Raw genomic sequence first — 25,147 nt, forward strand, 5'->3', positions numbered from 1 at the left:
CAGGTAAGACCGGGTCCGTCCCGGCGCAGCGCGTTGAAGCAGGAAGCCACCAGAAGGGCCAGACGGCCCAGGCTGGAATCCCCGTCCTTTAGGGCGGGGAGCACGTCAACCCGCGGCAGGATGCCCCGGCCGTCGGACTCGGCGTCGGTGTGCTCGCCGAGCCGCTCCACGGCCAGCCCGGCCCCGGCCGCGGCCGTCACGTACGTGGCGACGGCCAGGTCGAACCGGCCGCCGAGCGAGGATTCCTGGGCCGTCGCCCGAAAGGCTGAGGCCGCGTCCTGGTCAGTATCCCGAGGGGTGTGCGGACAGCCAGGCGGTGTGGCGGTCGCGCAGGCGGTCGCGTTCCCCGGGGGTGGGGAGGATGACGTCGGCTCCGCCGTCGTACGCGTGGTGGATGCGGGTGAGGTTCGGGTCCGTCACGAGGACCCCCGACAGGGCCGCGTCGGCGGCCGCGCGGAGCAGCGGGTCGAGGCAGCCGCGTACCCAGGGCCGCCGGTCGGCGTAGAAGTACCACAGCTGGTCCGGACCCGGGTCGGACGCCTCGTCCAGGACGGTCCACAGGGTGCCCGCCGGGTGGAGGGCCCTGCGCAGCACCGTCCACTCCGGAGAATCGGCCGTTTCGGCCGGGTCCGTCCAGTCGATGGTCACCACGTAGACCTCGCCGTCCGCGAAGAGCTCGTCGAGGACCGTGTTGTACCGGTCGAGGAGGACCGCGTACTCGGCCTCGTCGTCCGCGTAGCGCTTCGACTCCGGCAGGCTGTGGAAGCGGACCCAGCGGTTTCCGTATGTCGTCTTCAGATCCCACGGCAGCACCGGCCCGGCAGGCCTCTGGGCCTGCCAGAGCCGGGTCAGCCGCTCGTGCGCCGGGTCGGGGAGCGGGGCGTCGCTCACTCCGCGGGCGCTGTGGCCACGCCGATGGGGCAGGAGACGCCCGTGCCGCCTATGCCGCAGTAGCCCGCCGGGTTCTTGTCCAGGTACTGCTGGTGGTAGGCCTCGGCGGGCCAGAACGGGCGGTCCTCGACCGGGAGGATCGCCGTGGTGATCGGGCCGTAGCCGGAGGCGTTCAGGACCTGCTGGTAGGCGTCGCGGGAGGCTTCGGCCGCGGCCTGCTGGGCGGGGGAGTGGGTGTACACCGCGGAGCGGTACTGGGTGCCCACGTCGTTGCCCTGGCGGAAGCCCTGGGTGGGGTCGTGGGACTCCCAGAACAGCTTCAGCAGCGTGGCGTACGAGACGGCCGACGGGTCGAACACCACGCGGACGACCTCCGTGTGGCCGGTCAGGCCCGAGCAGACCTCCTCGTACGTGGGGTTCTGCGTGTGGCCGCCCTGGTAGCCGACGAGGGTGGTCCACACCCCGGGCGTCTGCCAGAACTTCCGCTCGGCGCCCCAGAAGCAGCCCAGCCCGAAATCGGCGACCTCCAGGTGCTCCGGGTAGGGGCCGGCGAGGGGGTTGCCGAGGACGGTGTGCTGCGGCGGCAGGGCGAACAGGGGCTCGGTGCGGCCGTCGAGGGCCTGCTCGGCGGTGGGGAGCTCGGGCGTGCGGCGGTACGAGAACATGGAATTCCCTCCTTGGTACCTCCCTCAACGGACGGGGGCGGGCCCGGATTCCCCACCTCGGGTGGAGGGGGGTCCGGGCCCGCCCGTCCGCGGCCGTTCGCCGCGCGTCCGTCTCGGCCGTTCGCCGGATGTCCGCTACTCCGTCGTCACGCGGACCGCCCAGTCGCGTGCGTACAGGTACCGCCGCTTCGGCTGGGAGTGGTACGACCACGGTATGTGGCCGATGTACCCGTCGATGTGGCGGAACTGCTCCACCGCCTCCGCGTCCCGGTCCTGCCAGAACAGCATCCAGGCCAGCAGGTGCCGCAGCCTGACCGCCCGCCGGTCGCCGGGGCCGGCCGCGGCCAGGTCGGCCAGGGCGGCGTCGACGGCCGCGCAGACCTCGGGCTCCTTGTAGTAGTCCTCCGCCTGGAGGTCGTCGTCCCAGGATTCGTTCTCGAAGTAGGCGATCAGCGGCAGCAGCGACAGCAGCTCGCCGGGCTCGGCCCCGTCGGCCGCCTTGCGGGCGAAGCCGAGGGCCAGCTCGTGCGAGCCGCGCCACTTCGCCGCCCAGTACTGCATGCAGTGGGTGTGCGCGGTCAGCAGCTTGGGGGCGCGGGCCGTGATCTGCGCCCACAGTTCCTCGTACCGCTCGTGCGGGTAGCCCAGGCCCATCCCGATGGCCTGTTCCACCATGTACGGGACCGGGTCGGCGGGGTCGGCCAGCTTCTGGGCGGCGTGCGCGGTGCGCTCCGCCGTGAGCAGCAGCTCGCGGAAGAGCCGGAACTGCTCCTGCGTGGTGCGGGCCCCGGACTGGCTGCCGCGCACGTTCCACGCGACCTGTACGGCGGTGTCCGCCTCGACGACCGCCGCCGTCGGGTCCCCGGGACGGGCCGCCTGCCAGGCCAGCAGCCACGCGTCGTCCTCGGCGGCCGCCTCGGACAGGGCGCGGACGCGCTCCCAGCGCTCTTCCCAGTCCGTTCCGGCGGCGTCGATCCAGGCGGCGCCGGCCTGCCAGTCGCCGGCCCGGACCGCCGCCAGCGCGGCCGTCTGCTCCGGGGGTACGGGCTGTGCGTGCTCGGTGTCGAGGTCGGCCTCGGGGACGAACCCGAGCGCGACGACGGCCGCGGCCTGCTCCGCCTTGGTCTGGTCCTCCAAGGTGGCGGTGGCGGCCCGGGTGGCCGCGATCTCGGCTTCCAGGGCGTCCGAGCGGGCGTTCAGTTTCCGCGCCTTGCGCACGTAGTACATGGCGCGCAGCAGTTTCCAGGCGCCCGCGAGGAGCAGGACGCCGAGGACGGTCAGTGCGATGGTCACGGGGCAAGCACCAGCTTTCGCAGGGGTTCGGTGTCGCACTGGTCGGCGGCGGCCGCCTCCAGCGCGGACTTCAGCTGCTCCTCGAACTCCTCGGAGGGGTAGCGCAGCGTGGCCGGGTCGGACCAGGACAGCTCCCAGCGGGCGGTGGCGCGGGCCGTGAGCTCGACGGTGACGAGCCGGCCCAGGAGCCTCCGGACGACGGGGCGGGCGAACTCGCGGGCGGTGCGGCCGGTGGCCGCGGCGGCCTCCTCGGACTTCGGGTAGCGGTCGGCGATGCGCCAGCGCAGGGCCGGGTCGGCGTCGATGGCGTCCAGGACCGTCATCAGGTCCGGGCCGCGGCCCGAGTCGTCGGCGGGGCGCGCGCCCTCCGCGGCGAAGGCGTCGCGGACGTCCTGGGCGCCCCGGTCCGCGTAGACGGTCATGCTCTCGTGGACCAGGTCCGGCCAGTCCACCCGCTTCAGGGCGAGCGCCTGCGGGGTCAGTACGGCCTGCTCCAGCGCGGTCTGGGCCGCCTCGGGGTTCGAGAGCAGGGCCAGCGAGGGGCGGGCGTCCGCGTGGCCGCGGGCGTCGTCGGGCAGGGCCTCGATGAGGGCGACGCGCTCGGCGAGCGGGGGGTGGGAGTCGTACGGGTCGGCGGGCTCGGTGGGCAGCTCGCGGCGCATCTCGTCCAGCTCGGCGGAGCGGGCGTCGAGGAGGCTGCCCAGCCCGCCGAAGACCTGCCCGGGCCGGGGCAGCAGATGGACGTTGAGGCCGAGGGTGGCGTACGCGTCCATGTAGAACTTGTGGGCGCGGCCCAGCGCGTTGAGCTCGCGCAGGGCGGAGGCGGCGGCGTCGCGTCCGGCGACCTTCACCGAGGCGAGGTCGGCGGAGAGCTCCTGGCGGCGGGCGGAGGAGAGGGTGGCGCGCATGTAGAACCGGCCGTACGCCGTGTAGACCTTGGCCATGGCGCGGTGGGTGGCGCCGTCGAAGCGGGTGTCGACGTCGTGGGCCTTCTTGCCCTTGGCGATTCGTTTCTCCGCCTGCTTCTCCTGCCGGGCGCGCTCCTTGGCGACCTTGGCCGCGGCGCGCTCGTGGAAGTGGGCGACGGTACGGGTGAGCTGGGCGTGCCCGCGGGCGATCAGCGCGCCGAGGCGGGTGTCGAAGTTGGCGTAGTGGCCCATCTCGTGGGCGAGCACGGCGCGCAGCTGCATCTCGTCCAGGCCGGTCATCAGCGGCAGCCCGAGGTACAGGCGGCGGGGGCCGGGCAGCAGGCCGAGCAGCCGCGGTTCCTCGCTGACGGCCGCGTTCACGTCGGCGACCAACACGATCTCGTCGGGGGCGCGGGTGCCGACCTGCTCCGCGATCTCGCGGACGGTCTGCCACAGGACCGGCTCCTGCTCGGGGCCGACGGGCACGCCGGGGACGGGGTCTTCCTTGGGGGTGCGGAGCATGAGCATGCCGCGCACGATCGGGATGGCGAGGACGCCGGTGACGGCGATCAGTTTGAGCAGCCCGAGACCGCGCAGCCCGGCCGTGTACGCGCCGAGGTCGACGCCGGCGAGCAGGGCGAGCAGGACGAGGCCGAGCAGATAGAACCCTGCGAGCAGGACGAGAGCGCGCAACGCGCGCAGTGAAGCGCCCATATAGGACAGATCCCCCCGGGGATGAAGACGGTGCGGGGTGCCGGGCGCACCACCCCCGCGGTCCGCCGGGGCCGGGTACGGGCGACCCGGTTGCGGCGGTGCGGTGCGGTGCGTGCGGCACCTGCGGCCGCGCCGGGTCGGAGGCGGGCCGGTGGCGGAGCCGGGGGCGCCCGGACCTGCCGGCCGGCCCGACGGCCACGGGGGGATCATGCGGCCTCATGGTCACTTACGGCAAACTTATAGCCCGAAGGCGGTGCCTCAGTGGGGCAGGGTGGCCGGGGAACCGCCGTTGGCCTCGTAGCCGGCGACCGCCAGGGCGCGGTACACCGCGTACGCGGCGGCGGGGTCCGGCGCCGCCGACCACGGCAGGGCACCGACGCAGCCGTCCACGTGCCGCACCTGTTCCATGGCCTCCGCCCAGCGCTCCATCGACACCAGGAACGACAGCAGCATGTGCCGTACGTGCGCCAGCATCGGGTCGTCGGGCCGGGCCTGGTGCACCGCGTACAGCGCGCCCTCCACCGCCCGGACCACCACCGCGCTCTGCCAGAAGGCGCCCAGCACCAGGTCCGGCTTGTGCTCGTACACGGCGAACAGCGGCAGGGCCGCCAGCAGCGAGCCCTGCGGGGCCCGGGCCGCCGCCGCGTGGGCGAAGGCGTCGGCCTTCTCCCGAGACCCGTGCCACTTCTCGCACCAGTAGTGCAGGGCGGCCAGGTGGGCGCCCATGTGGTTCGGGGCCACGTCGATGACCTTCGCCCAGAGGGTGTCGAACTCCGCCTCCGAGTAGCCGAGCGCCCGCGCGATCGCGAGCTCCGTGATGTACGGGACCGGGTCGCCCGGGGCCAGCAGCACCGCCTTGCGGCAGGCCTCCCGTGCCTCCTCCAGGATGATCCGGTGGTCCTCGGAGCCCACGCCGCCCGAGTGCCGCCACGCCTGCTGCACCAGCAGCTCGGCGTGCACCTGCGCGCCGCCCGCGTCCTTCTCGGCCTGCAGCCGCCACGCCTTCAGCCAGGACGCGCCCACCCCGGGCCGCGCCACGAGATCCAGGGCCGCGGCCCCGGCGAAGGCCTGCACCCGCTGCCAGCGCAGCTCGCCGTCCCGGGGAGTGCCGGCCAGCAGCTGGGAAGCGGCCTGCCACTGCCCGGTCTGCTGCACGACGGCGAGGGCGTCCATCAGGTCCTGGTCGGGGCCGGGGACCCGGATGTCGAGCTCCTCTTGCAGGGCGAAGCCGTAGTCCGCGGGGTCGGCGGCGTCGGGGCTGCCGGGCGGGACCAGGCGCAGGCCGCCCCGCCTGCGCCGTATCAGGGGACCGAGGGCGGCCACGAGCAGGCCGACGGCGATCAGGAACCACAGAATCTCCATGCCCTCAAGCGAACCAGACCGACCCGTGCCGAGGCGAATGTGAACACCGTGTTGCAGGACCGCCCCGTGCCCCGTCCCCGGCAGCGACCACGGGGTGGCGTACGGCCGTACGGGCCTTAGGCTCTGCCCATGAGCGACGACAGCCACGAGCACCAGAGCTTCGAAACCCGCGCGATCCACGCGGGCAACACGGCGGACCCCCTGACCGGCGCGGTCGTGCCCCCGATCTACCAGGTCTCCACGTACAAGCAGGACGGCGTCGGCGGCCTGCGCGGCGGCTACGAGTACAGCCGCAGCGCCAACCCCACCCGCACCGCGCTGGAGGAGAACCTCGCGGCGCTGGAGGGCGGCACGCGCGGCCTGGCCTTCGCGTCCGGACTCGCGGCCGAGGACTGCCTGCTGCGTACGCTGCTCGCGCCGGGCGACCACGTGGTCATCCCGAACGACGCCTATGGAGGAACCTTCCGCCTCTTCGCGAAGGTCGTCTCCCGCTGGGGCGTGGAGTGGTCGGTGGCCGACACCTCCGACCCGGAGTCGGTGCGCGCCGCCCTCACCCCGAAGACGAAGGCCATCTGGGTCGAGACCCCCTCGAACCCGCTGCTCGGCATCACCGACATCGCCGTGGTCGCCGAGATCGCGCGCTCGGCCGGCGCCAAGCTGGTCGTGGACAACACCTTCGCCTCCCCGTACCTGCAGCAGCCGCTCGCGCTCGGCGCGGACGTCGTCGTGCACTCGCTGACCAAGTACATGGGCGGCCACTCCGACGTCGTCGGCGGCGCCCTGGTCACCGCCGACGCGGCCCTGGGCGAGGAACTGGCGTACCACCAGAACGCGATGGGCGCCGTGGCCGGCCCCTTCGACTCCTGGATCGTGCTGCGCGGCATCAAGACCCTCGCGGTGCGCATGGACCGGCACGCGGAGAACGCGGCGAAGGTCGCCGAGATGCTGACCCGCCACCCCAAGGTGCACAAGGTCCTCTACCCGGGCCTGGCCGAGCACGCGGGCCACGAGATCGCCGCCAAGCAGATGCGCAACTTCGGCGGCATGGTGTCCTTCTGCGTCCTCGGCGGCGAGGAGGCGGCGGTCGAGGTCTGCAACCGCGCCAAGCTGTTCACCCTGGGCGAGTCCCTCGGCGGCGTCGAGTCCCTCATCGAGCACCCGGGCCGCATGACGCACGCCTCGGTGGCCGGTTCGGCCCTGGAGGTCCCCGGTGACCTGGTGCGCCTCTCCGTCGGCATCGAGAACGCCGACGACCTGCTCGCGGACCTGACCCAGGCCCTCGGCTGACAGGCCGACAGGCACGACAGGCCGACAGGCACAACAGGCCGACAGGCCCAACAGTCAGGCCAGGCCGACAGCACCGCCGGGCGGTGGCTACCAGCCCTCCAGGGGCGGGGAGACACCGCTCGGCGGGACCTCCCACGGGCGGGCCAGCGAGGCCCACACGGCGAAGGCCGTCGCCGCCGCGAGCAGCAGTGTCCAGCCGGCGCGGCGCAGGATGCGCCGGCGCCGCAGCAGCCGGTCCCCGCGGGCCGCGGCGGTGGCCGCCAGCCCGGCCGGCACCACCGGGTACGGGCCCTCCATCAGCCCCCTGACCTGGGCCTCCTTGCGGTCCGGGACGCTCATGCGGCCTCCCCCCGGCGGGCCCGCAGCGCGGCCACGGCCCGCCCGGACAGCACCCGCACCCGCTCGACCGGCAGCCCGAGCTGCGCGGCCGCGACCTCGTGCGCCACGCCCTCGTACACGCACAGCACGAGCACGAGCCGTTCCAGCGGCGGGAGCGGGGCGAGGACGCCCCGGCCGCCGTGGAGGCGGCGCCCGGTGCGGGCGAAGGCGGCGCACAGCTCCTGGCGGGTGTGGTCGTAGGGGTCGTCGCCGCGCAGCCGTTCCCAGCCGGCGTACGTGCGGGCCAGCGCGCCGGCCAGCAGCCGGCGGGCCGCCGGGCAGTCGGCGCCGGACGCGGCCCCGGCCGCGGTACCGGCCTCGGCCGTCAGCAGGACCGCGACGTGCAGGAGCCGCCCCGCCGCGCCCGCGACGAAGGCCTCGAACTCGGCGTAGGGCCCTGCTCGGTGGTCCACACGGCCTATGGTGCGGGCAGGGGCACGGCCCCGGTCAAGGGGTCGGACACACCCGGTCCGGGCCGCCCGCGGACCGCGGCCTCAGGAGGCCGGGCCGGCCTCCGACACGGTGCCCATCAGCTCCGACAGCGAGCCGTTGAAGCGGGTCAGCAGTCCGGTGAACGCCTCCCGCTCCTCCTCGCTCCAGCCGTCGGTGACCCGGGCCATCAGCTCGCGCCGGGACATCCGGACCTCCTCCAGCCGCGCCAGCCCGCGCGGGGACAGCGCGAGGACGACCGCCCTCCCGTCCTCGGGGTGCGAGGTGCGCTTGACCAGCCCGGTGTCGACCAGCGGGGCGACCTGCCGGGTGACGGTCGAGGAGTCGATGCCCATGCCGCAGGCGAGGGCCTTGACGCCCATCGGGCCTTCCAGGTCGAGCCGGTTCAGCAGCAGGTACGCGGCGCGGTCCATCGAGTTGCGGGCCTGTCCGACCCCGCCCAGGCGGGTCTGCTCGGCGCGGCGCGCGAAGACGGCCACCTGGTGCTGGAGCGCGTCCAGGAGACCGGCTTCGGGGCGTGTTTCGGCCGCCGCGGGCAGGTCGGAATTGGCCGGGTTGGAAGGCATGGCCGTGAGCTCTCTTCGCGTGGGGCCGACAGGATGGGGGACAGAGTACGCGGCCGTGCGGCGGCTCGTACGCCGCGTGGGAGAACTGGTACGACTGGTACGAGCCCGGTACGGAACCGGCGCGGAACGCGGTACGGAGCACGCCCCGCGCCCGTCCCCCATGGCCGGATTTCGCCCCTTCCGCGCGGGTCCGCCCGGTGCGCGGGGTCACGCCCGTGTCGTGCGGGGGCTGCGAGACTGGCGGCATGAACCACCTCGTGCTGCAGCCCGTCCCGCCCGTCATCCTCGACGACGTCCGGGGGGCCCAGAAGATGCTCTCGGGCGTCGCCCGGGTCACCCCGATGGAAGGCAGCCGGCACCTGTCCGCCCTCACCGGCTCCCCGGTCCACTTCAAGTGCGAGAACCTCCAGCGCACCGGATCCTTCAAGCTGCGCGGGGCGTACGTCCGCATCGCGGGCCTGCGGCCCGAGCAGCGGGCGGCGGGCGTCGTCGCCGCGAGCGCGGGCAACCACGCGCAGGGCGTGGCCCTCGCGTCCGCGCTGCTCGGCGTGCACGCGACCGTGTTCATGCCGGTCGGGGCACCGCTTCCGAAGGTCGCCGCGACCCGCGAGTACGGCGCCGAGGTACGGCTGGAGGGCCATGTCGTCGACGAGACGCTCGCCGCGGCCGAGGAGTACGCGGACCGCACCGGGGCGGTGTTCATCCACCCCTTCGACCACCGCGACATCGTCGCCGGTCAGGGCACCGTGGGCCTGGAGATCCTGGAGCAGTGCCCGGAGGTGCGCACGATCCTCGTCGGGATCGGCGGCGGCGGCCTCGCGGCGGGCATCGCCGTCGCGGTGAAGGCGCTGCGGCCGGACGTGCGGGTGGTCGGCGTGCAGGCGGCGGGCGCGGCCGCGTACCCGGTGTCGCTCCGGGCGGGCCACCCGGTCTCGATCGACAATCCGAGCACCATGGCCGACGGCATCAAGGTCGGCCGCCCCGGCGACGTCCCGTTCCGGATCATCGGTGAACTGCTCGACGACGTCCGCACGGTGTCGGAGGACGAGCTCTCCAGCGCCCTGCTGCTCTGCCTGGAGCGGGCCAAGCTGGTCGTCGAGCCGGCGGGGTGCGCCCCGGTGGCCGCACTGCTGAGCGAGCCCGAACTGTACGGGTCGGGCCCGGTGGTGGCGGTCCTGTCCGGCGGGAACGTCGACCCGCTGCTGCTCCAGCGGATCCTGCGGCACGGCATGGCGGCGGCGGGCCGCTACCTGTCCCTGCGGCTGCGGGTGGCGGACCGGCCGGGGGCTCTGGCCGGGCTGCTGGCGGTGCTGTCGGTGGTGGACGCGAACGTGCTGGACGTGAGCCACGTACGGACCGACCCGCGGCTGGGGCTGACGGAGGTCGAGGTCGAGCTGCACCTGGAGACGAAGGGCCCGGAACACTGCACGGAGGTCGCGCGCTCGCTGCACGCCGCCGGGTACGCGGTCATCGGCTGAGGCAGGCAGGCAGGCAGGCGGGCGAGCGGGCGAGCGGGCGGGCGCCGCATGCCCGGCGCCCCTAGGATTTGCCTAGGGAACACCCGATTCCCCCTGGGAGAATCCTCATGCCGGGCGCGATATACGCCGAAGGCCTGGTGAAGACCTTCGGCGACGTACGGGCACTGGACGGCGTGGACCTCGACGTCCCCCGGGGCACCGTGCTGGGTCTCCTCGGCCCGAACGGAGCCGGCAAGACCACGACCGTGCGGGTCCTGACCACCCTCCTGCGGCCCGACTCGGGCCGGGCCCTCGTCGCGGGGATCGACGTCCTGCGCCACCCCGACGCGGTGCGCCGCGCGATCGGCCTGTCCGGCCAGTTCGCGGCCGTCGACGAGTACCTGACCGGCCGGGAGAACCTCCGGATGGTCGCCCGCCTCCACCAGATGACCGCCAGGGCGTCGAAGATCCGCGCCGACGAGCTGCTGGAACGCTTCCACCTCGCCGACGCCGCCGACCGCACCGCGAAGACCTACTCCGGCGGCATGCGCCGCCGCCTCGACCTCGCCGCCGCGCTCGTCGTCCGCCCGCCCGTGATGTTCCTGGACGAGCCGACCACCGGCCTCGACCCGCGCAACCGCCAGCAGCTGTGGGACGTCATCCAGGAACTCGTCGCCGGCGGCACCACCCTGCTGCTGACCACCCAGTACCTGGAGGAGGCCGACCGCCTCGCGCACGACATCTGCGTCGTCGACCACGGCCGCGTCATCGCCCGCGGCACGTCCGACGAGCTCAAGGCCCGTACCGGCGGCGAGCGCGTGGAGCTCGTCGTCCACGACCGTGAGCACGTCGCCGGCGCCCGTGACGTCCTGGCCCGCTTCGGCCGGGGCGCGGCCTCCTTCGAGGAGCACACCCGCAAGCTGACCGTGCCCGTCTCCGGCGGCGCCCAGCTGCTCGCCGAGGTCATCCGCGAGCTCGACGCACGGGGCACGGAGATCGACGACATCGCCCTGCGCCGCCCCACCCTCGACGACGTGTTCATCTCCCTCACCGGCCACGCGGCCGCCCTCGCCGGCGACGAGCCGAGCGGTGCGGCCCGGAAGGAGCCGGTGACGTGACGAAGCCCGACCTGATGGCCCCCCGGCCCCGCGGCGGCCTGGTCCAGGGCGTCGGCGACTCCCTGGTCATCGCGAAGCGGAACCTGATCCGCATGTCCCGGATCCGCGAGGTCGTGATCCTCGCGCTGATCCAGCCGGTCATGTTCGTCGTGCTCTTCAGTTACGTCTTCGGCGGCTCGATCAGCGTCGACGGCAGCACCTCCCCGCAGGCCTACCGCGAGTTCCTGATGGCCGGCATCTTCGCCCAGACCGTCACCTTCGCCACGGCCGGAGCCGGCGCGGGCATCGCCGAGGACATGCACAAGGGCCTGATCGACCGCTTCCGCTCGCTGCCCATGGCCCGCGGGGCCGTCCTGACCGGCCGCACCCTCGCCGACCTCGTCCAGACCACCCTCACCCTGATGGTGCTGGCCGTCGTCGCCCTCGTCGTCGGCTGGCGCACGCACACGAACGCCCTCGACGTGCTCGCCGGCTTCGTCCTGCTGCTCCTGCTCGGGTACGCCTTCTCCTGGATCGGCGCCCTCATCGGACTGTCGGTGCGCACCCCGGAGGCGGCCACCTCGGGCGGGCTGATCTGGCTCTTCCCGCTGACGTTCGTCTCGAACGCCTTCGTCCCCGCCGAGAACATGCCGCCCGTGCTGCGCACCATCGCCGAGTGGAACCCCTTCAGCGCCACCGTCCAGGCGGCCCGTGAACTCTTCGGCAACCTGCCGCCGGGCTACGAGGCGCCGGACGTCTGGCCGATGCAGAACGCGGTCCTCGCCTCCGTGCTGTGGTCGCTGCTGATCGTCGCGGCATTCCGCACCCTGTCGGTCCGCAGGTACCGCTCGGCGACCACGTAGGCCGCCACCCGCTGCCCACCGCCAGCTGCCCACCGCCAGCTGCCCGCCGCCCGCTGCCCGGCACCCGGTCGGGCGACCGGCCGGAACGGCGGAGCCCCCTCCGATCCGGTCCGAGGGGGCTCCGCCGTGTGCGTCTTTCCGGGGTGATCAGCCGGTGAACGGCTTGACGTCGAGGATCCGGACAGAGGCCTTCTTGCCGTTCGGCAGCTCGTACTCGGCGTCCTCGCCGATCCTCTTGCCCAGCACGCCCGCGCCCAGCGGGGACTGCGGGGAGTAGGTCTCGAAGTCGTTCGAGGCGTACTCGCGGGAGGCGAGCAGGAAGGACATGGTGTCGTCCTCGTCGCCGTCGAAGGCGATGGTGACGACGGTGCCCGGCGCGACCTCGCCCTCGGCCGCCGGAGCCGTGCCCACCTTGGCGTTCTCCAGCAGCTGCGTCAGCTGGCGGACGCGGAGCTCCTGCTTGCCCTGCTCCTCCTTGGCCGCGTGGTAACCGCCGTTCTCGCGCAGGTCGCCCTCTTCGCGGGCAGCTGCGATCTTGATGGCGATCTCAGTGCGTGCGGGACCAGAGAGGTAGTCCAGCTCGGCCTTCAGCTGGTCGTACGCCGCCTGGGTCAGCCAGGTGACGCTCTCGCTCGTCTGGGTCACGGGTGCTCCTCGTCGGTACAGGGGACTACTTGTCCGCCGGTGGCGGGCGAAACCACGAGCCTAACAATTCGGGAAGAAAAGGGGGAGGACACCGTGTGTATGAAGTGTGTCATCGGGCCCCTGAGCAGCAACGGGACCAAAGTGCCGCCCGGCCCTGCGCCCTGGCGTGCCACCGGCGTTCCGCCCGGCGTGCCGGTGCGCCCGCCCGGGCCGGGAGGTCAGCCCGCGGACCCCGCCGCCTGGCAGCCGACCAACTCGATCATAGTGGCGCGGGCGGTGGTCTTCAGGGTGACGACCTCGTCCACCCGCGACTCCTGCTGCCCGAAGGTGAAGTCCGCGCGACCCACCTCGCCGTGGCCGACGTCCTGGGAGATCAGGGTGCACACCCCCGTCACCGAGGACTCCTTGCGCACCTCCAGGTGCACCTGCACCTCGGAGTCCGAGACCACCTGGAACTTGATCACCTCGGCGCTGACGTCCGTGCCGGCGACGTAGTCCCAGCCGATCCAGCCCACCATGGCCAGCAGGCCGGCACCGAGCACCGAGCCGACGATCTTCAGCGTGCGGTCCGCGCGCTCGTCGGCCGACCGGCCGTAACGGCCCTCGGGCAGGCCCTCGCGCACCGTGCTCATGATCGTCCCTTCCGAGAGTGCCGGGTTCCACTTGATTCCGGGCTCGACCCCGGAATTTTTCCACCCCCCGGTTCGGTCACTATAGGAGCCGTCCGCCTGACGAATCACAGAGGATCCTGTCTTGACCGAGCAGCTGCGATTGATGGCCGTCCACGCCCACCCCGACGACGAGTCGAGCAAGGGCGCGGCCACCATGGCCAAGTACGTGTCCGAGGGGGTGCCCGTGCTGGTGGTCACCTGCACCGGCGGCGAGCGAGGCTCGATCCTCAACCCCAAGCTCCAGGGTGACAAGTACATCGAGGAGAACATCCACGAAGTCCGCGCCAAGGAGATGGAGGAAGCCCGCCAGATCCTCGGCGTCGAGCAGGAATGGCTCGGCTACGTCGACTCCGGCCTCCCCGAGGGCGACCCGCTGCCCCCGCTGCCCGAGGGCTGCTTCGCCCTGGAGGACGTGGACGAGGCGGCCGGCCGCCTGGTGAAGAAGATCCGCGCCTTCCGGCCGCAGGTCATCACCACGTACGACGAGAACGGCGGCTACCCGCACCCCGACCACATCATGACCCACAAGATCACGATGGTGGCCTTCGACGGCGCGAACGACACCGAGAAGTACCCCGAAGCCGAATTCGGCCCCGCCTACCAGCCGCAGAAGCTCTACTACAACCAGGGCTTCAACAAGCCGCGCACGATCGCCCTGCACGAGGCGCTGCTCTCCCGCGGCATGGAATCCCCGTACGGGGAGTGGCTGGAGCGGTGGAAGGAGTTCGAGCGCAAGGAGCGGACGCTGACCACCCACGTCCCCTGCGCCGACTTCTTCGAGATCCGCGACAAGGCGCTCATCGCGCACGCCACGCAGATCGACCCCGACGGCGGCTGGTTCCACGTTCCCATGGAGATCCAGAAGGAGGTCTGGCCCACGGAGGAGTACGAGCTCGCCAAGTCGCTCGTCGACACCTCCCTCCCCGAGTCCGACCTCTTCGCGGGCATCCGGGAGAATGCGTAGCCATGAGCGCTACACAGGCAGCACTGACACAGCTCGTTCCGCTGGCGGCCGACACCTTCGACAAGAACAAGGTGACGCCCGGGATCCTGGGCTTCCTCGTCTTCGCGGCCCTCGCCCTCGGAGTGTGGGGGCTGATGAAGTCGATGAACCGGCACATGGGCCGCGTCGACTTCGAGGAGACCCCGGAGCCGGGCAGCACGCCCGAGCCCACCCCCTCGGCCTAGCCGGAGCAGACCCGCCCCCCGCCCGACGGTTCCCACCGCCGGGCGGGCCCCAGGCGTGCCGCGCTTCGAGGCGGGACCGGGCGGGGCGGTCAGGGGGTCGGGGGCGTGGGTACGGGGACGCCCATGATCTCGCGGGACCGGAGGGTCGGGGTCAGGGCCAAGCGCCACGCCTGCCACCCTTCCGCGGGGTCCACACCCCGCCCCAGCACCACCGCGTACGCCCCCAGGCAATCCGCCAGCCGATCGTCCCGCGCCGGGTGGGGCGCGCCCGCCAGGCGGCCCAGCTCGGCCCGCGCCTCCTCCACTCCCGCTCCGGGGACCGCGTACGGCAGCAGCGTGCACCGCAGGAACCGCGCCCAGTCCTCCCCGCGCCGGTCGCCGTACGAGATGAACAGCCGGGCGGCCTCCTCGCAGAGCCCCAGCGCCTGCGCGACCCGCTCGTTGCCGGCGTCCACCACCGCCAGCTCGACGCAGGTCCAGGCCTCCCCGTGGGCGAGCCCGATCCGCCGGAAGTCGGCCCGGGCGTCGACCAGCAGTTGCCGGGCGAAACCCGAGTTCTTCAGGTTTCCGGTCTGCGCGGCCCGCTGGTCGCGGGTGACCCGGCCCGAGTGGTGCCGTGCGTACGCGAGCCCGTACACGTCCCGCATCCGCGAGAACATGGTCCGGGCCCGTTCCAGCTCCCGTACCGCCTGGTCGAGGTCGCCCGCCGCCTCCAGCGCCTGCCCGAGGTAGTACAGCGTCCAGGCCTCGCCGCGCGCGTCCTCGGCCTCGCGGTGCCGCGTCAGCGCCTCCCGCAGCTGACCGGCCGCCGGCTCCGGGTCGCCCGCCACGACGCGGGCCCGGCCCAGCTGGGTCAGCGCCCAGGCCTGGCCGCGGTCGTCGCGGGTGCGCCCGTACAGGTCGAGGGCCAGCCGCAGCTCCTCCTCCGCCCGCGGCACCGCGTCGAGCCGCAGGTACACCTGCCCCAGCTGGAAGTGCGCCCACGCCTCGCCGTGCACGCTCTCGTTCTCCCGGTGCAGGGCGAGCGACTGCTCCAACAGCGCCATCGCCTCCGCGAGCCGCGCCCGGTCGCGCTCCACCGCGGCCAGGGCGTGCAGGCCCCACGCCCGGTCGCCCGCCAGCTTGTCCGGTTCCTGCAGTTCCAGCGCCTCCCGGATCCGGGCCGCCGCCTCCGGCAGCTGGCCCTGGTGGTGCAGCGTGATGCCGAGCGAGATCAGCGCCATGCCCGCGCCGGCGTCCTGCTGCGCCTCCCGGTACTGGTCGACCACCGACGTCAGCGTGGTGCGCGCCTTGTCCAGCTCGCCGATCTGGCGGGCCGCGATGCCCGTGCGCCACTGCACCGACCGGACCAGTCGGCCCTGCCCCGGCTCGCCCCGGTGGGCCGCCTCCACCGCCTGCGTCAGTTCGTTGATCTCGCCCAGCCGGTACAGGTCCCCGCGCAGCAGGCAGAAGTCGCACAGCGCGCCGAGCAGGTCCAGCACGGCCTGCTGGTCCACGTCCTCGGTGTGCCGCAGGGCCGCCGTGATGAAGCTCGACTCCTCGTCCAGCCAGCGCAGCGCCGCATCGAGGGAGGGGAAGCCGTGGCCGCCGAAGTGGCCGGCGCGGTGCGACGTCTTCCCGTCGACCATCCGGATCACCGTGTCCGCGAGCTGCGCGTAACTGCGGATCAGCCGGCCGTGGGCCGCCGAGGACGTGGCGCGGTCCTCGTCCGCGGCCAGCCGCGCCGCCGCGTAGCCGCGCACCGCGTCGTGCATCCGGAACCGCTCGCCGCGTACGGGGTCCAGCAGGCCGGCCCGGGCCAGCTCGTGCAGCAGCCGCCCGGCCGCCGCCCTGTCCGTGTCGATCAGCGCCGCCGCGGCCGACGGGCCGAGCGAGGCCCGCCCGGCCAGGGTGAGGCGGCGCAGCAGCCGGCGCCGCTCCTCGGGCAGGCAGGCGTACGCCAGCCCCAGGGCCCGCTCCAGCCGGGAGGCGGGCTCGGTGGCGTCCATGGCTCCGGAGTCCACGGCTCCGGAGTCCACGGCTCCGGAGTCCGCGGTTGCGGCGTCCGCGGCTGCGTCCGCGGTTCCGGGGGCCGCCTCCGCGGCGGCGGTCAGGGCCTCCGGGGCGGTCGCGGCCACCGGGGCCAGGACGCGCAGGGCCAGCGGCAGCCCGCCGCCCACGGTGAGGAGCTGCGGCAGCCCGGGCAGGGAGGCGTCGTCGTCCTCCGGGGTGTCCACGGCGGCCCGGAGCAGCTCGGCCGCGTCGGGGTCCGCCAGGGGCTCCACCGGCAACTGGTGCACCCACGCCCGTACGTCCGGCAGCTCCAGCGGCTGCCGCGCCGTCACCAGCACCAGGCTCTCCGACCGCTCCGGCACCAGCATCCGGACCTGCTCGGCGTCGACCGCGTCGTCGAGCACCACCGTCACCGGCAGCCCCTGTAGGTGCTGGTGGTAGAACTCACCGAGCCGCCGCACCTGCTGCTCGGCCGAGGCCCCCTCGCGGAACAGCAGCTGCTCGCGGGGCGCGCCCAGCCGGTTCAGCAGGTGCAGCAGCGCCTCCCGGGTCGGCAGCGGCGCCTCCCCGCCGGCCGGGCCGCCGCCCCGCAGGTCCACCACGCACGCGCCCCGGAACTGGTCGCGCAGGGCGTCCGCCGCCCGCAGCGCCAGGGCCGTGCGGCCGGCCCCGGGCTCGCCGTGCAGCACCACGACCACCGGGCGGGTCTCCGTGCTGGCCCGGGCCGCCTGCACCCACTGCGCGATCCGGGTCAGCTCCGCCCGCCGCCCGGTGAACGCGGCTGCGGGCTGCGGGAGTTGCGCCCACGACTGCTCCAGCACCGTGCGCCGCCGGGCCTCCGCGCTGCGGTCGCCGCCGCGCAGCTGCGGGCCGGCCGGGCGCGGGACCTGCCGGGCGGCCTGGCGGGCCGCGGCCGCCACCGTGCGCTGCTGCTCCAGGAACGGGCGTATCCCGCGTACCTCCAGCGCCGACAGCCACTGCAGTTTCAGCTGTTCCGGTCCGCCGGGCCGCCCCCGTTCGCCGGCCCGGCGGTTCGCGGCGGGCAGGTGCAGGGCCGTCACCTTGGCGACCGCGGCGGCGGCTCCGGCGATCCCGGTGACGGCTCCGGCGGTTAAGGCCGTACCCGTCGCCACGCCCAGCGAGAGGTCCACGCCGGCGGCCGCGACCGCCGCCACCGCCGTGACGAGCAGCGCCGTCGAGGTGTCCTGCCGCCGGAAGGCCTCGCCGAGGGACTCCTCCCCGTCGGCCGCCTCGTCCAGGGCCCGTACGTACGCCTCGTACTCGTCGGCGGCGCTCGCCGCGAGGGCGTCCAGCGTCTGGCGGCCGCGCGCGAGCAGCGCCTCCCGGTCGACCGGTGCGCCCGTCGCGGCAGCCCGCCGGTCCTCCTCGTCCACGGCCCGTTCCAGCAGTCGCTCGGCCTCACCACGATGGCTGTCCCGCATCGGCATCCCCTCAAGAGAGCTCCGGCAACGTGCCCCAAGTGTGGGACCGCAGGCCCGTGCGCGACAGAGAACTTGAGCTAGATCAGAGGGAGTTGGCCGGCATTCGGGAAACCACGTGCATATATGTGCGTTCCCGGCCCCTCCGGCCGGTGCACCGCCACGCACGGTGACCGCGGCCCGCTGGACTGCGGACCGCAGCCCGGAGGGTCAGACGAACGGCACGGTGATGCACGCGAGGCGCGGGCCGGCGCTCCCCGCATGGCCGTGCATGGTGGCGGTCGTGTGCTCGTGCACGACGACCGAGCGGGCTTCGCCGGACCGGATCCGCCAGCCGACGGACGTCTGTGAACGGGCGTGGCCGTGCGCGTCCGTGGTCAGGTCCAGCCACGCCTCGTTGCGCGGATTGGCGTACGCCGCGTCGACGGAGGGCTGCACCGGGTCGACGGCGTCCTGGTAGTGCGAGCCGGCGTCCGCCGGATCCGCTCCGCACGGACTGCGGTGCACGTGGGCGCCGAAGGCCCGGCCGGCCTGGACGCCCTCCAGCCGGAGCTCGATCCAGGTGCCGTCGTCGCCGACCCGCTCCGTGACGTGGATCCGGCTGCCGAGCGGTACGGGCCCGGGGGCGTAGGTGACCGCCCCGTACCCGGTGTCGTCGGCCGACCGGAAGGCACCGGCCACGCTCACCGCGCCCTGTTCGGGCTTCGGGACGCCCACGGCTGCCGTCAGGGCCAGCGACGCGGCGAGCACCGTCGTCATCAAGGCCATCTCGGCCCTCCTCGGTCGGGTGTCAGGCCGTACCCCATGCTGGCGCACGATCCGCCGCCCCACGACTCCCGTACGGCCGATCGTGGACCGCCGGCCGCGCCCCGGTGCCGCCCGGCGCCCGCGCACGGCCCCGGGGCCGGGACCCGCGCCACCGGCCCCGTACACTCCGGCAAGATCCAACTGCGCGCTCCGGGGGACATGGTGACGGTACGAGAGATACGCACGGCGGTCCGGCTCATCGGCCGCCGCACGACCCTGCGCTACCTGGCGCTCGGCGCCGGCGCGGCGCTGCTGTCCGCCTGCACCGGCAAGGACGGGCCGACCGCCGCCGCCCCCGCCTCGCCCTCCTCGCCCTCCGCGCCCGCCTCGCCCTCCGCCACGGGATCCCCGTCGGCCACGGCCACCGCCTCCCCCTCTGCCACGGCCTCCCCGTCGGCCACGGCCTCGCCCACGCCCGCCGCCACGGGGGTGGTGGGCCGGGCCTTCGCCGAGTTCGTCAAGGGCGCCTGGACGATCAGGTCGACCCTGCCCGGCGGCGGCATCGGCGGCCGCAAGGACACCGGCAAGGCCGTGGTCCGGGAGGACGGCACCTGGACGATCGTCTGGTCCGGGATCGCCGGCACGTGGACCGGCCGCTGGTCCATGCACCGCGGCCGCCTGGACCTCCAGGTCCTCACCGGCCCCGAGCACCTCACGGCCGCCGACATCTCCACCTCGTCCGTGGACAAGGTGCCCGAGGACGTGAAGGACAACTTCGGGATCATGCTCCCCTGGTTCCCGATGGGCGCCCAGGACATGTACGGCCGCCTGGAGGTCGCGTACAACGGCACCGACCTGCGGATCCGCCACTTCGACATGTCCGGCGTCATGTCCATCCACGTGTGCAACCGCGCCTGACCGCCGACGCCTGCGCCGACCGGCCCCCCGTCCGCGGAGCGCGCCCGCGCCCGGTGCGCGAGGATGGCCCCATGCCGAACCGCCTCGCCAACGAGACCTCGCCCTACCTCCTCCAGCACGCCGACAACCCCGTCGACTGGTGGCCCTGGTCGCCGGAGGCCTTCGCCGAGGCGCGCGAGCGCGACCTGCCGGTGCTGCTCAGCGTCGGGTACAGCAGTTGTCACTGGTGTCACGTGATGGCGCACGAGTCCTTCGAGGACGAGTTGACGGCCGCGTACATGAACGAGCACTTCGTCAACATCAAGGTGGACCGCGAGGAGCGGCCCGACGTCGACGCCGTCTACATGGAGGCCGTGCAGGCCGCCACCGGGCAGGGCGGCTGGCCGATGTCGGTGTTCATGACTCCCGAGGCCGAGCCCTTCTACTTCGGCACCTACTTCCCGCCCGAGGCCCGGCACGGCATGCCCTCCTTCATGCAGGTGCTGGAGGGGGTGCGGACGGCCTGGGCGGGGCGGCGCGAGGAGGTCGCCGACGTCGCGCAGCGGATCGTGCGGGACCTGGCCGGCCGGCAGCTGGACTACGGCCGGGCCGGCGCGCCCGGCCCGGAGGAGCAGGCGCAGGCACTGCTCGGCCTGACCCGCGAGTACGACGCCGTGCGCGGCGGGTACGGCGGCGCGCCGAAGTTCCCGCCGTCGATGGTCCTGGAGTTCCTGCTGCGCCACCACGCCCGCACGGGCGCCGAGGGGGCCCTGCAGATGGCCGCCGACACCTGCGAGGCGATGGCCCGCGGCGGCATCTACGACCAGCTCGGCGGCGGCTTCGCCCGCTACTCCGTGGACCGGGACTGGACGGTGCCGCATTTCGAGAAGATGCTCTACGACAACGCGCTGCTGTGCCGGGTGTACGCGCACCTGTGGCGGGCCACCGGGTCGGACCTGGCGCGGCGGGTCGCGCTGGAGACCGCCGACTTCATGGTCCGCGAACTGCGCACCCCGGAGGGCGGGTTCGCCTCGGCGCTCGACGCCGACAGCGAGGACCCGGACACCGGCAAGCCGGCGGAGGGGGCGTACTACGCCTGGACGCCGGCCCAGTTGGCCGTGGTGCTCGGCGCGGAGGACGGGGCTCTGGCGGCGGCGTACTTCGGGGTGACGGACGAGGGCACCTTCGAGCACGGCACGTCGGTGCTGCAACTGCCGCAGGACGGGCCGGTCGTGGACGCCGCGCGGATCGCCGGGATCCGGCAGCGGCTGCTCGCGGCGCGCGCCGGGCGGCCCGCGCCCGGTCGGGACGACAAGGTCGTCGCCGCCTGGAACGGCCTGGCCGTCGCCGCCCTCGCCGAGTGCGGCGCGTACTTCGACCGGCCGGACCTGGTCGAGCGGGCCACCGAGGCCGCCGACCTGCTGGTACGGGTCCACTTCGAGGCGTCGGCCGGCCGGGCCCCGCGCCTCGTGCGCACCAGCAAGGACGGGCGGGCCGGCGGCAACGCCGGGGTGCTGGAGGACTACGGCGACGTCGCCGAGGGCTTCCTCGCACTGGCGGCCGTGACCGGCGAAGGGGTGTGGCTGGAGTTCGCCGGGATCCTCCTCGACCTGGTGCTGGACCTGTTCACCGCCGAGGACGGCAGCCTCTACGACACCGCGCACGACGCCGAGCAGCTGATCCGGCGCCCCCAGGACCCGACCGACACGGCGGCCCCGTCCGGCTGGACGGCCGCCGCCGGCGCGCTGCTGTCGTACGCCGCGCACACCGGTTCGGAGGCGCACCGCACGGCCGCCGAGCGGGCGCTCGGCGTGGTGCACGCGCTGGGGCCGCGCGTCCCGCGCTTCATCGGCCACGGGCTGGCGGTCGCCGAGGCGCTGCTGGACGGTCCGCGCGAGGTGGCCGTGGTGGGCCACCCCGACGATCCGGCGCGGGCCGAGCTGCACCGGACCGCGTTGTTGGGGACGGCTCCCGGGGCCGTGGTGGCGGTCGGGTTGCCGCAGGGCGCGGACGGGAGCGGAGACGAGTTCCCCCTTTTGGCGGAGCGCACTCTCGTGCACGACCGCCCCACGGCCTACGTCTGCCGGCATTTCGTCTGCGCGCGGCCTACGACGGATCCGATCGAACTGAGGGAGCAGTTGGGCCCGGTTCGTCCGTGAATCCGGCGGAGTGCCGTCAACTCCGGTTCCTTGAGTGCAGGTTCGGAAACCCGGTTTTTCTCCGGCGAGCGGCTGAATGTCATGTTCACTGCCTACTCTCATGGCTTCGGACGTAACTGGGGGTAGCAGAGCCGAGACCGCGCACTGGGGGGTGCGTCAGAGGGGGACAGCGGGGCCGGGCGGGCCGGGGGGCCTGCCCCGAGCTCCTCGGGGGTTTTCGATGCCGCATCGGGGGTGCGGCATGTCTGTGGGGGGACAGTTTGTACACTTCTGTGTTCATATCGGCAATTTCCTTTGCCCTGTTCTGGATGGCCGCGTTCACGCTGTGGTGGCAGATGCACGCCTGGCGCACGCCCGAGACGCTGGCCTCCACCCGTTTCGACCGGCCCGACGGCGAGGGCCGGCTGGCCTTCTCGCTCCTGCTCCCGGCCCGGCACGAACAGGCCGTCCTGCGGCACACCGTCGAGCGGCTGCTCGAATCGAGCCACACCGACTACGAGATCATCGTCATCGTCGGCCACGACGACCCCGAGACCACCGCGGTCGCCGAGGAGGCTGCCGCCCTGGCGCCCGACCGCGTCCGCGTCGTCGTCGACCACCACGAGACCAAGAACAAACCCAAGGCCCTCAACACCGCCCTCCCGCACTGCCGGGGCGACATCGTCGGGGTCTTCGACGCCGAGGACCAGGTCCATCCCGAGCTGCTCGCCCACGTCGACCACGCCTTCCGCGCGACCGGCGCCGACGTCGTCCAGGGCGGCGTCCAGCTGATCAACTTCCACTCCAGCTGGTACAGCCTGCGCAACTGCCTGGAGTACTTCTTCTGGTTCCGCTCCCGGCTGCACCTGCACGCCGAGAAGGGCTTCATCCCGCTCGGCGGCAACACCGTCTTCGTCCGCACGGACGTGCTGCGCGAGGCCGGCGGGTGGGACCAGAACTGCCTGGCCGAGGACTGCGACCTGGGCGTACGGCTGTCGTCGGCCGGCAAGAAGGTGGTCGTCGCCTACGACTCCGACATGGTCACCCGCGAGGAGACCCCGGGCTCGCTGGTCAGCCTCCTCAAGCAGCGCACCCGCTGGAACCAGGGATTCCTCCAGGTCTACCGGAAGCGGGACTGGCGGCGCCTGCCCGGCCGCGGCCAGCGCTGGCTGGCCCGCTACACGCTGATGACCCCGTTCATGCAGGCGGCCTCCGGGGTGATCATCCCGGTCAACACCGCCGTCGCCCTCTTCCTGGACGTCCCCGTCGGCGTCGCGATCATCACCTTCCTGCCGCTGATCACGGCCCTGGTGACCTTCGTGTTCGAGATCGTCGGCCTGCACGACTTCGGCCGCCAGTACGGGCTGCGCGTGCGCTTCGTGCACTACCTCAAGCTGATCGCGGGTGGCCCCTTCTACCAGGTCATGCTGGCGGGCGCGGCGATCCGGGCGGTCTGGCGCGAGCAGCGCGGCCGCACCGAATGGGAGCTGACCCGCCACACCGGCGCCCACCTCACCGGCTCGACCAGCTCGACCGGTTCCACCGGCTCCACAGTTTCCACCGCCTCCACTGCGTCCGCTGCGTACGCCGCGATCCGAGAGGACAGCCACCGGTGACCGCGACCCTGCCCACGGCCACTGATCCCCAGCCCCAGCCCCAGCCCCAGCCCGAGGCCACCACCGCCACCGCCCCTGCCACCGACGTCGCCACCGCCCCGCCCCCTGCCGGGCCGCCCCCCGCAGGGCCGCGCCCGGCCGGTGAGCCGCGTCCCGACGCCGGTCCCGGGGCCCGACCGGCCGCATCGGCCGGTCCTGCCGCGTCGGCCGGTCCTGCCGCGTCGGCCGCGTCGGCCGCCCCGGCCAGGCCGCTGGTCCGGTTCCGCTCCTCCCGGCCCGACCTGCTGCTCTGCGGGGCCCTGCTCCTCGTGATCGTGCTCGTCCAGGGCTGGAACATCACCAACTACCCGACCCTGAGCGACGACGAGGGCACCTACCTCGCCCAGGCGTGGGCCGTCCAGCAGGGCGAGGGCCTCGCCCACTACACGTACTGGTACGACCATCCACCGCTCGGCTGGATCCAGATCGCGGCCCTGACCTGGCTGCCGTCCCTCCTCGTGCCGGACTGGATGACCGTGGCGCCGATGCGCCTGTCGATGGTCGCCGTCTCCGCCGCGAGCTCCGTGCTCCTCTACGTCCTCGCGCGCCGCCTCTGGCTGCCGCGCTGGGCCGCCGGCCTGGCGATGGCCCTGTTCGGGCTCTCGCCGCTGTCCGTCGTCCTCCAGCGGGAGATCTTCCTCGACAACCTCGCCGTGATGTGGATGCTGCTGGCCTTCTGCCTGGCCGCGTCCCCGCGCCGGCACCTGTGGCACCACTTCGCGTCCGGACTGGCGGCCGCGACCGCAGTCCTGACGAAGGAGACGATGCTGGTGGTGCTGCCGGCACTGCTGGTGACGATGTGGCGGCACAGCCATCCCGACACCCGCAAGTTCGCCGTCACCGGCGCCGTCACCGCCTGCGCCCTGATCGGCCTGTCGTACCCGCTGTACGCGCTCCTCAACGACGAGCTGCTGCCCGGCCCCGGGCACGTCTCCCTCATCGACGGCATCACCTACCAGATGAGCCGCCCGGGCTCCGGCTTCCTCCTCACCCCCGGCTCCGGCTCGAACGACGTCCTGCGCTCCTGGCTCTACTACGACACCGTCCTGCCGCTCGGCGGGCTGGCCGGCGCCCTCCTCCTGCTCGCCACGCTCGGCCGGTCCGTCACCGCCCGCGCGCTCGCGGGCCCGGCCCTGGCCGTCGCCATCCTCGCGGCCGTCGCGCTGCGGCCCGACGGCTACCTGCCGGCGATGTACGTCATCCAGGCGCTGCCGTTCCTCGCCCTCGTCCTCGCCGGCGGCGCGGCGAGCGTCACCCACGCCGCGCTGCGGCGCCGCCGCGCGGCCGGGGAGCGCCGGGCGCTCACGTACGGGCGCCGGCTGCTGGTCGGCGTGCTCGCCGTCGCGGCCGCCGGCTACGTCCTGCCGCGCTGGTACGAGGGCGACCGCACCGCGCTCACGGCCGACGCCAACGCCCCGTACCGGCAGGCGGCCGCCTGGCTCGGCCGCGAGGTCACCGACCCGGCGCACACCCGGGTCCTGCTCGACGACGCGCTCTGGCTGGACGCCGTCCACCACGGCTTCGAGCCGGGGCTGGGCGCCATCTGGTTCTACAAGGCCGACCTCGACCCGGCCGTCACCGAGGCCCTGCCGCGCGGCTGGCGGGACATCGACTACGTGGTCTCCTCGCCCACGGTCCGCCGGGACGCCCGGGCCCTGCCCAACGTCAGGGCGGCGCTGGAGCATTCGGCCGTGGTGGCCGTCTTCGGCTCCGGCGAGGACCGCATCGAGATCCGCCGCATCGAGATCCGCGCGACCGAGCCCGCCGGATCCGCCGGGTCCGCCGGGTCCGCCGGGTCCGCCGAGCCCGCCGGGTCCGCCGTCCGCCCGGACGGGAGGTGAGGC

General features: G+C 73.7%; 23 protein-coding genes. 10 read left to right on the forward strand and 13 right to left on the reverse strand.

The window, feature by feature from the left end; translation table 11 throughout:
• The 6 genes from ACFVGY_RS19045 to ACFVGY_RS19070 form a co-directional block, all read right to left on the reverse strand.
• The coding region (locus tag ACFVGY_RS19045; protein WP_385678492.1) for a hypothetical protein at positions 1-200 on the reverse strand (200 nt) is incomplete at its 3' end.
• Between the two features lie 82 nt (positions 201-282).
• Complete coding sequence (locus ACFVGY_RS19050; RefSeq protein ID WP_385678495.1) at positions 283-891, reverse strand: hypothetical protein; 609 nt, start codon at positions 889-891, stop codon at positions 283-285.
• Positions 888-1,556 (reverse strand): peptide-methionine (S)-S-oxide reductase MsrA, encoded by a 669-nt coding sequence (msrA, locus tag ACFVGY_RS19055; RefSeq protein ID WP_385678498.1) that lies wholly within the window; start codon positions 1,554-1,556, stop codon positions 888-890. The genes ACFVGY_RS19050 and msrA overlap by 4 nt, the downstream gene beginning before the upstream one ends.
• A 135-nt stretch (positions 1,557-1,691) precedes the next feature.
• A complete protein-coding gene (locus ACFVGY_RS19060; RefSeq protein WP_385678501.1) occupies positions 1,692-2,849 on the reverse strand; it encodes a hypothetical protein in 1,158 nt (385 codons plus the stop codon).
• Complete coding sequence (locus tag ACFVGY_RS19065) at positions 2,846-4,471, reverse strand: M48 family metallopeptidase (RefSeq protein ID WP_385678504.1); 1,626 nt, start codon at positions 4,469-4,471, stop codon at positions 2,846-2,848. The genes ACFVGY_RS19060 and ACFVGY_RS19065 overlap by 4 nt, the downstream gene beginning before the upstream one ends.
• Positions 4,472-4,729: 258 nt before the next feature.
• Positions 4,730-5,833, reverse strand: coding sequence for a hypothetical protein (locus ACFVGY_RS19070; RefSeq protein WP_385678507.1), 1,104 nt, complete (start codon positions 5,831-5,833; stop codon positions 4,730-4,732).
• A 129-nt stretch (positions 5,834-5,962) separates the two neighbouring features.
• Here ACFVGY_RS19070 and ACFVGY_RS19075 point away from each other — a divergent pair, with 129 nt between their 5' ends.
• Complete coding sequence (locus tag ACFVGY_RS19075) at positions 5,963-7,120, forward strand: cystathionine gamma-synthase (protein WP_385678510.1); 1,158 nt, start codon at positions 5,963-5,965, stop codon at positions 7,118-7,120.
• An 87-nt stretch (positions 7,121-7,207) separates the two neighbouring features.
• On the opposite strand, the gene ACFVGY_RS19080 is transcribed toward ACFVGY_RS19075, so the two are convergent.
• The 3 genes from ACFVGY_RS19080 to ACFVGY_RS19090 all read right to left on the reverse strand — a co-directional run bounded on the left by ACFVGY_RS19080 (position 7,208) and on the right by ACFVGY_RS19090 (position 8,514).
• Positions 7,208-7,459: a hypothetical protein gene (locus ACFVGY_RS19080; RefSeq protein ID WP_385678513.1), complete on the reverse strand. Its 252-nt coding sequence runs from the start codon at positions 7,457-7,459 to the stop codon at positions 7,208-7,210.
• Positions 7,456-7,911, reverse strand: coding sequence for a sigma factor-like helix-turn-helix DNA-binding protein (locus ACFVGY_RS19085; RefSeq protein WP_385678516.1), 456 nt, complete (start codon positions 7,909-7,911; stop codon positions 7,456-7,458). Before ACFVGY_RS19085 ends, ACFVGY_RS19080 begins: the two co-directional genes overlap by 4 nt.
• Positions 7,912-7,992: 81 nt before the next feature.
• Complete coding sequence (locus ACFVGY_RS19090; RefSeq protein WP_385678519.1) at positions 7,993-8,514, reverse strand: MarR family winged helix-turn-helix transcriptional regulator; 522 nt, start codon at positions 8,512-8,514, stop codon at positions 7,993-7,995.
• A gap of 245 nt (positions 8,515-8,759) precedes the next feature.
• Between ACFVGY_RS19090 and ilvA the strand changes: the two genes are divergently transcribed.
• From ilvA to ACFVGY_RS19105, 3 genes are all read left to right on the forward strand, one after another.
• The gene (gene ilvA / locus ACFVGY_RS19095) at positions 8,760-9,992 is read left to right on the forward strand and encodes a threonine ammonia-lyase (RefSeq protein ID WP_385678522.1); all 1,233 of its coding nucleotides are present in this window, start codon (positions 8,760-8,762) and stop codon (positions 9,990-9,992) included.
• Between the two features lie 107 nt (positions 9,993-10,099).
• Positions 10,100-11,089, forward strand: a complete 990-nt coding sequence (locus ACFVGY_RS19100) for an ATP-binding cassette domain-containing protein (protein ID WP_385678525.1) — start codon at positions 10,100-10,102, stop codon at positions 11,087-11,089.
• 14 nt (positions 11,090-11,103) lie between these two features.
• Positions 11,104-11,931, forward strand: a complete 828-nt coding sequence (locus ACFVGY_RS19105) for an ABC transporter permease (protein WP_385678773.1) — start codon at positions 11,104-11,106, stop codon at positions 11,929-11,931.
• 147 nt (positions 11,932-12,078) lie between these two features.
• Here the strand turns inward: ACFVGY_RS19105 and greA are convergent, their stop codons facing one another.
• Both greA and ACFVGY_RS19115 read right to left on the reverse strand, forming a co-directional pair.
• Positions 12,079-12,576: a transcription elongation factor GreA gene (greA, locus tag ACFVGY_RS19110; RefSeq protein WP_385678528.1), complete on the reverse strand. Its 498-nt coding sequence runs from the start codon at positions 12,574-12,576 to the stop codon at positions 12,079-12,081.
• Between the two features lie 218 nt (positions 12,577-12,794).
• Positions 12,795-13,208, reverse strand: a complete 414-nt coding sequence (locus ACFVGY_RS19115; RefSeq protein WP_385678531.1) for a DUF4307 domain-containing protein — start codon at positions 13,206-13,208, stop codon at positions 12,795-12,797.
• 121 nt (positions 13,209-13,329) lie between these two features.
• On the opposite strand from ACFVGY_RS19115, the gene mca reads away from it, so the two are divergent.
• Complete coding sequence (gene mca, locus ACFVGY_RS19120) at positions 13,330-14,211, forward strand: mycothiol conjugate amidase Mca (protein WP_385678534.1); 882 nt, start codon at positions 13,330-13,332, stop codon at positions 14,209-14,211.
• Between the two features lie 2 nt (positions 14,212-14,213).
• Entirely contained in the window at positions 14,214-14,435 is a 222-nt protein-coding gene (locus tag ACFVGY_RS19125; protein ID WP_385678537.1) for a hypothetical protein, read from the forward strand.
• A gap of 89 nt (positions 14,436-14,524) precedes the next feature.
• Here ACFVGY_RS19125 and ACFVGY_RS19130 read toward each other — a convergent pair whose 3' ends face one another.
• Both ACFVGY_RS19130 and ACFVGY_RS19135 read right to left on the reverse strand, forming a co-directional pair.
• Entirely contained in the window at positions 14,525-17,869 is a 3,345-nt protein-coding gene (locus tag ACFVGY_RS19130) for a tetratricopeptide repeat protein (protein ID WP_385678540.1), read from the reverse strand.
• Between the two features lie 207 nt (positions 17,870-18,076).
• The gene (locus tag ACFVGY_RS19135) at positions 18,077-18,634 is read right to left on the reverse strand and encodes a superoxide dismutase family protein (RefSeq protein WP_385678543.1); all 558 of its coding nucleotides are present in this window, start codon (positions 18,632-18,634) and stop codon (positions 18,077-18,079) included.
• A gap of 198 nt (positions 18,635-18,832) precedes the next feature.
• On the opposite strand from ACFVGY_RS19135, the gene ACFVGY_RS19140 reads away from it, so the two are divergent.
• The 4 genes from ACFVGY_RS19140 (at position 18,833) to ACFVGY_RS19155 (ending at position 25,144) form a co-directional block, all read left to right on the forward strand.
• Positions 18,833-19,531: a hypothetical protein gene (locus tag ACFVGY_RS19140; protein WP_385678546.1), complete on the forward strand. Its 699-nt coding sequence runs from the start codon at positions 18,833-18,835 to the stop codon at positions 19,529-19,531.
• Positions 19,532-19,602: 71 nt separating this feature from the next.
• A complete protein-coding gene (locus ACFVGY_RS19145; RefSeq protein ID WP_385678549.1) occupies positions 19,603-21,669 on the forward strand; it encodes a thioredoxin domain-containing protein in 2,067 nt (688 codons plus the stop codon).
• Between the two features lie 260 nt (positions 21,670-21,929).
• On the forward strand, positions 21,930-23,264 hold the full coding sequence (locus ACFVGY_RS19150; RefSeq protein WP_385678552.1) for a glycosyltransferase: 1,335 nt from the start codon (positions 21,930-21,932) through the stop codon (positions 23,262-23,264).
• 251 nt (positions 23,265-23,515) lie between these two features.
• Complete coding sequence (locus tag ACFVGY_RS19155) at positions 23,516-25,144, forward strand: ArnT family glycosyltransferase (protein WP_385678776.1); 1,629 nt, start codon at positions 23,516-23,518, stop codon at positions 25,142-25,144.
• Positions 25,145-25,147 lie beyond the last annotated feature (3 nt).

It is taken from the genome of Streptomyces sp. NPDC127106, from assembly GCF_042677605.1.
GTDB lineage: Bacteria > Actinomycetota > Actinomycetes > Streptomycetales > Streptomycetaceae > Streptomyces.

Excerpts from the sequence above, each read along its gene's own strand:
- msrA (WP_385678498.1), bottom strand. The coding sequence starts at position 1,556 with ATGTTCTCGTACCGCCGCACGCCCGAGCTCCCCACCGCCGAGCAGGCC.
- ACFVGY_RS19065 (WP_385678504.1), bottom strand. The coding sequence starts at position 4,471 with ATGGGCGCTTCACTGCGCGCGTTGCGCGCTCTCGTCCTGCTCGCAGGG.
- ACFVGY_RS19070 (WP_385678507.1), bottom strand. The coding sequence starts at position 5,833 with ATGGAGATTCTGTGGTTCCTGATCGCCGTCGGCCTGCTCGTGGCCGCC.
- ACFVGY_RS19075 (WP_385678510.1), top strand. The coding sequence starts at position 5,963 with ATGAGCGACGACAGCCACGAGCACCAGAGCTTCGAAACCCGCGCGATC.
- ACFVGY_RS19080 (WP_385678513.1), bottom strand. The coding sequence starts at position 7,459 with ATGAGCGTCCCGGACCGCAAGGAGGCCCAGGTCAGGGGGCTGATGGAG.
- ACFVGY_RS19090 (WP_385678519.1), bottom strand. The coding sequence starts at position 8,514 with ATGCCTTCCAACCCGGCCAATTCCGACCTGCCCGCGGCGGCCGAAACA.
- ilvA (WP_385678522.1), top strand. The coding sequence starts at position 8,760 with ATGAACCACCTCGTGCTGCAGCCCGTCCCGCCCGTCATCCTCGACGAC.
- ACFVGY_RS19100 (WP_385678525.1), top strand. The coding sequence starts at position 10,100 with ATGCCGGGCGCGATATACGCCGAAGGCCTGGTGAAGACCTTCGGCGAC.
- ACFVGY_RS19105 (WP_385678773.1), top strand. The coding sequence starts at position 11,104 with ATGGCCCCCCGGCCCCGCGGCGGCCTGGTCCAGGGCGTCGGCGACTCC.
- ACFVGY_RS19115 (WP_385678531.1), bottom strand. The coding sequence starts at position 13,208 with ATGAGCACGGTGCGCGAGGGCCTGCCCGAGGGCCGTTACGGCCGGTCG.
- ACFVGY_RS19125 (WP_385678537.1), top strand. The coding sequence starts at position 14,214 with ATGAGCGCTACACAGGCAGCACTGACACAGCTCGTTCCGCTGGCGGCC.
- ACFVGY_RS19130 (WP_385678540.1), bottom strand. The coding sequence starts at position 17,869 with ATGCGGGACAGCCATCGTGGTGAGGCCGAGCGACTGCTGGAACGGGCC.
- ACFVGY_RS19135 (WP_385678543.1), bottom strand. The coding sequence starts at position 18,634 with ATGGCCTTGATGACGACGGTGCTCGCCGCGTCGCTGGCCCTGACGGCA.
- ACFVGY_RS19140 (WP_385678546.1), top strand. The coding sequence starts at position 18,833 with ATGGTGACGGTACGAGAGATACGCACGGCGGTCCGGCTCATCGGCCGC.
- ACFVGY_RS19145 (WP_385678549.1), top strand. The coding sequence starts at position 19,603 with ATGCCGAACCGCCTCGCCAACGAGACCTCGCCCTACCTCCTCCAGCAC.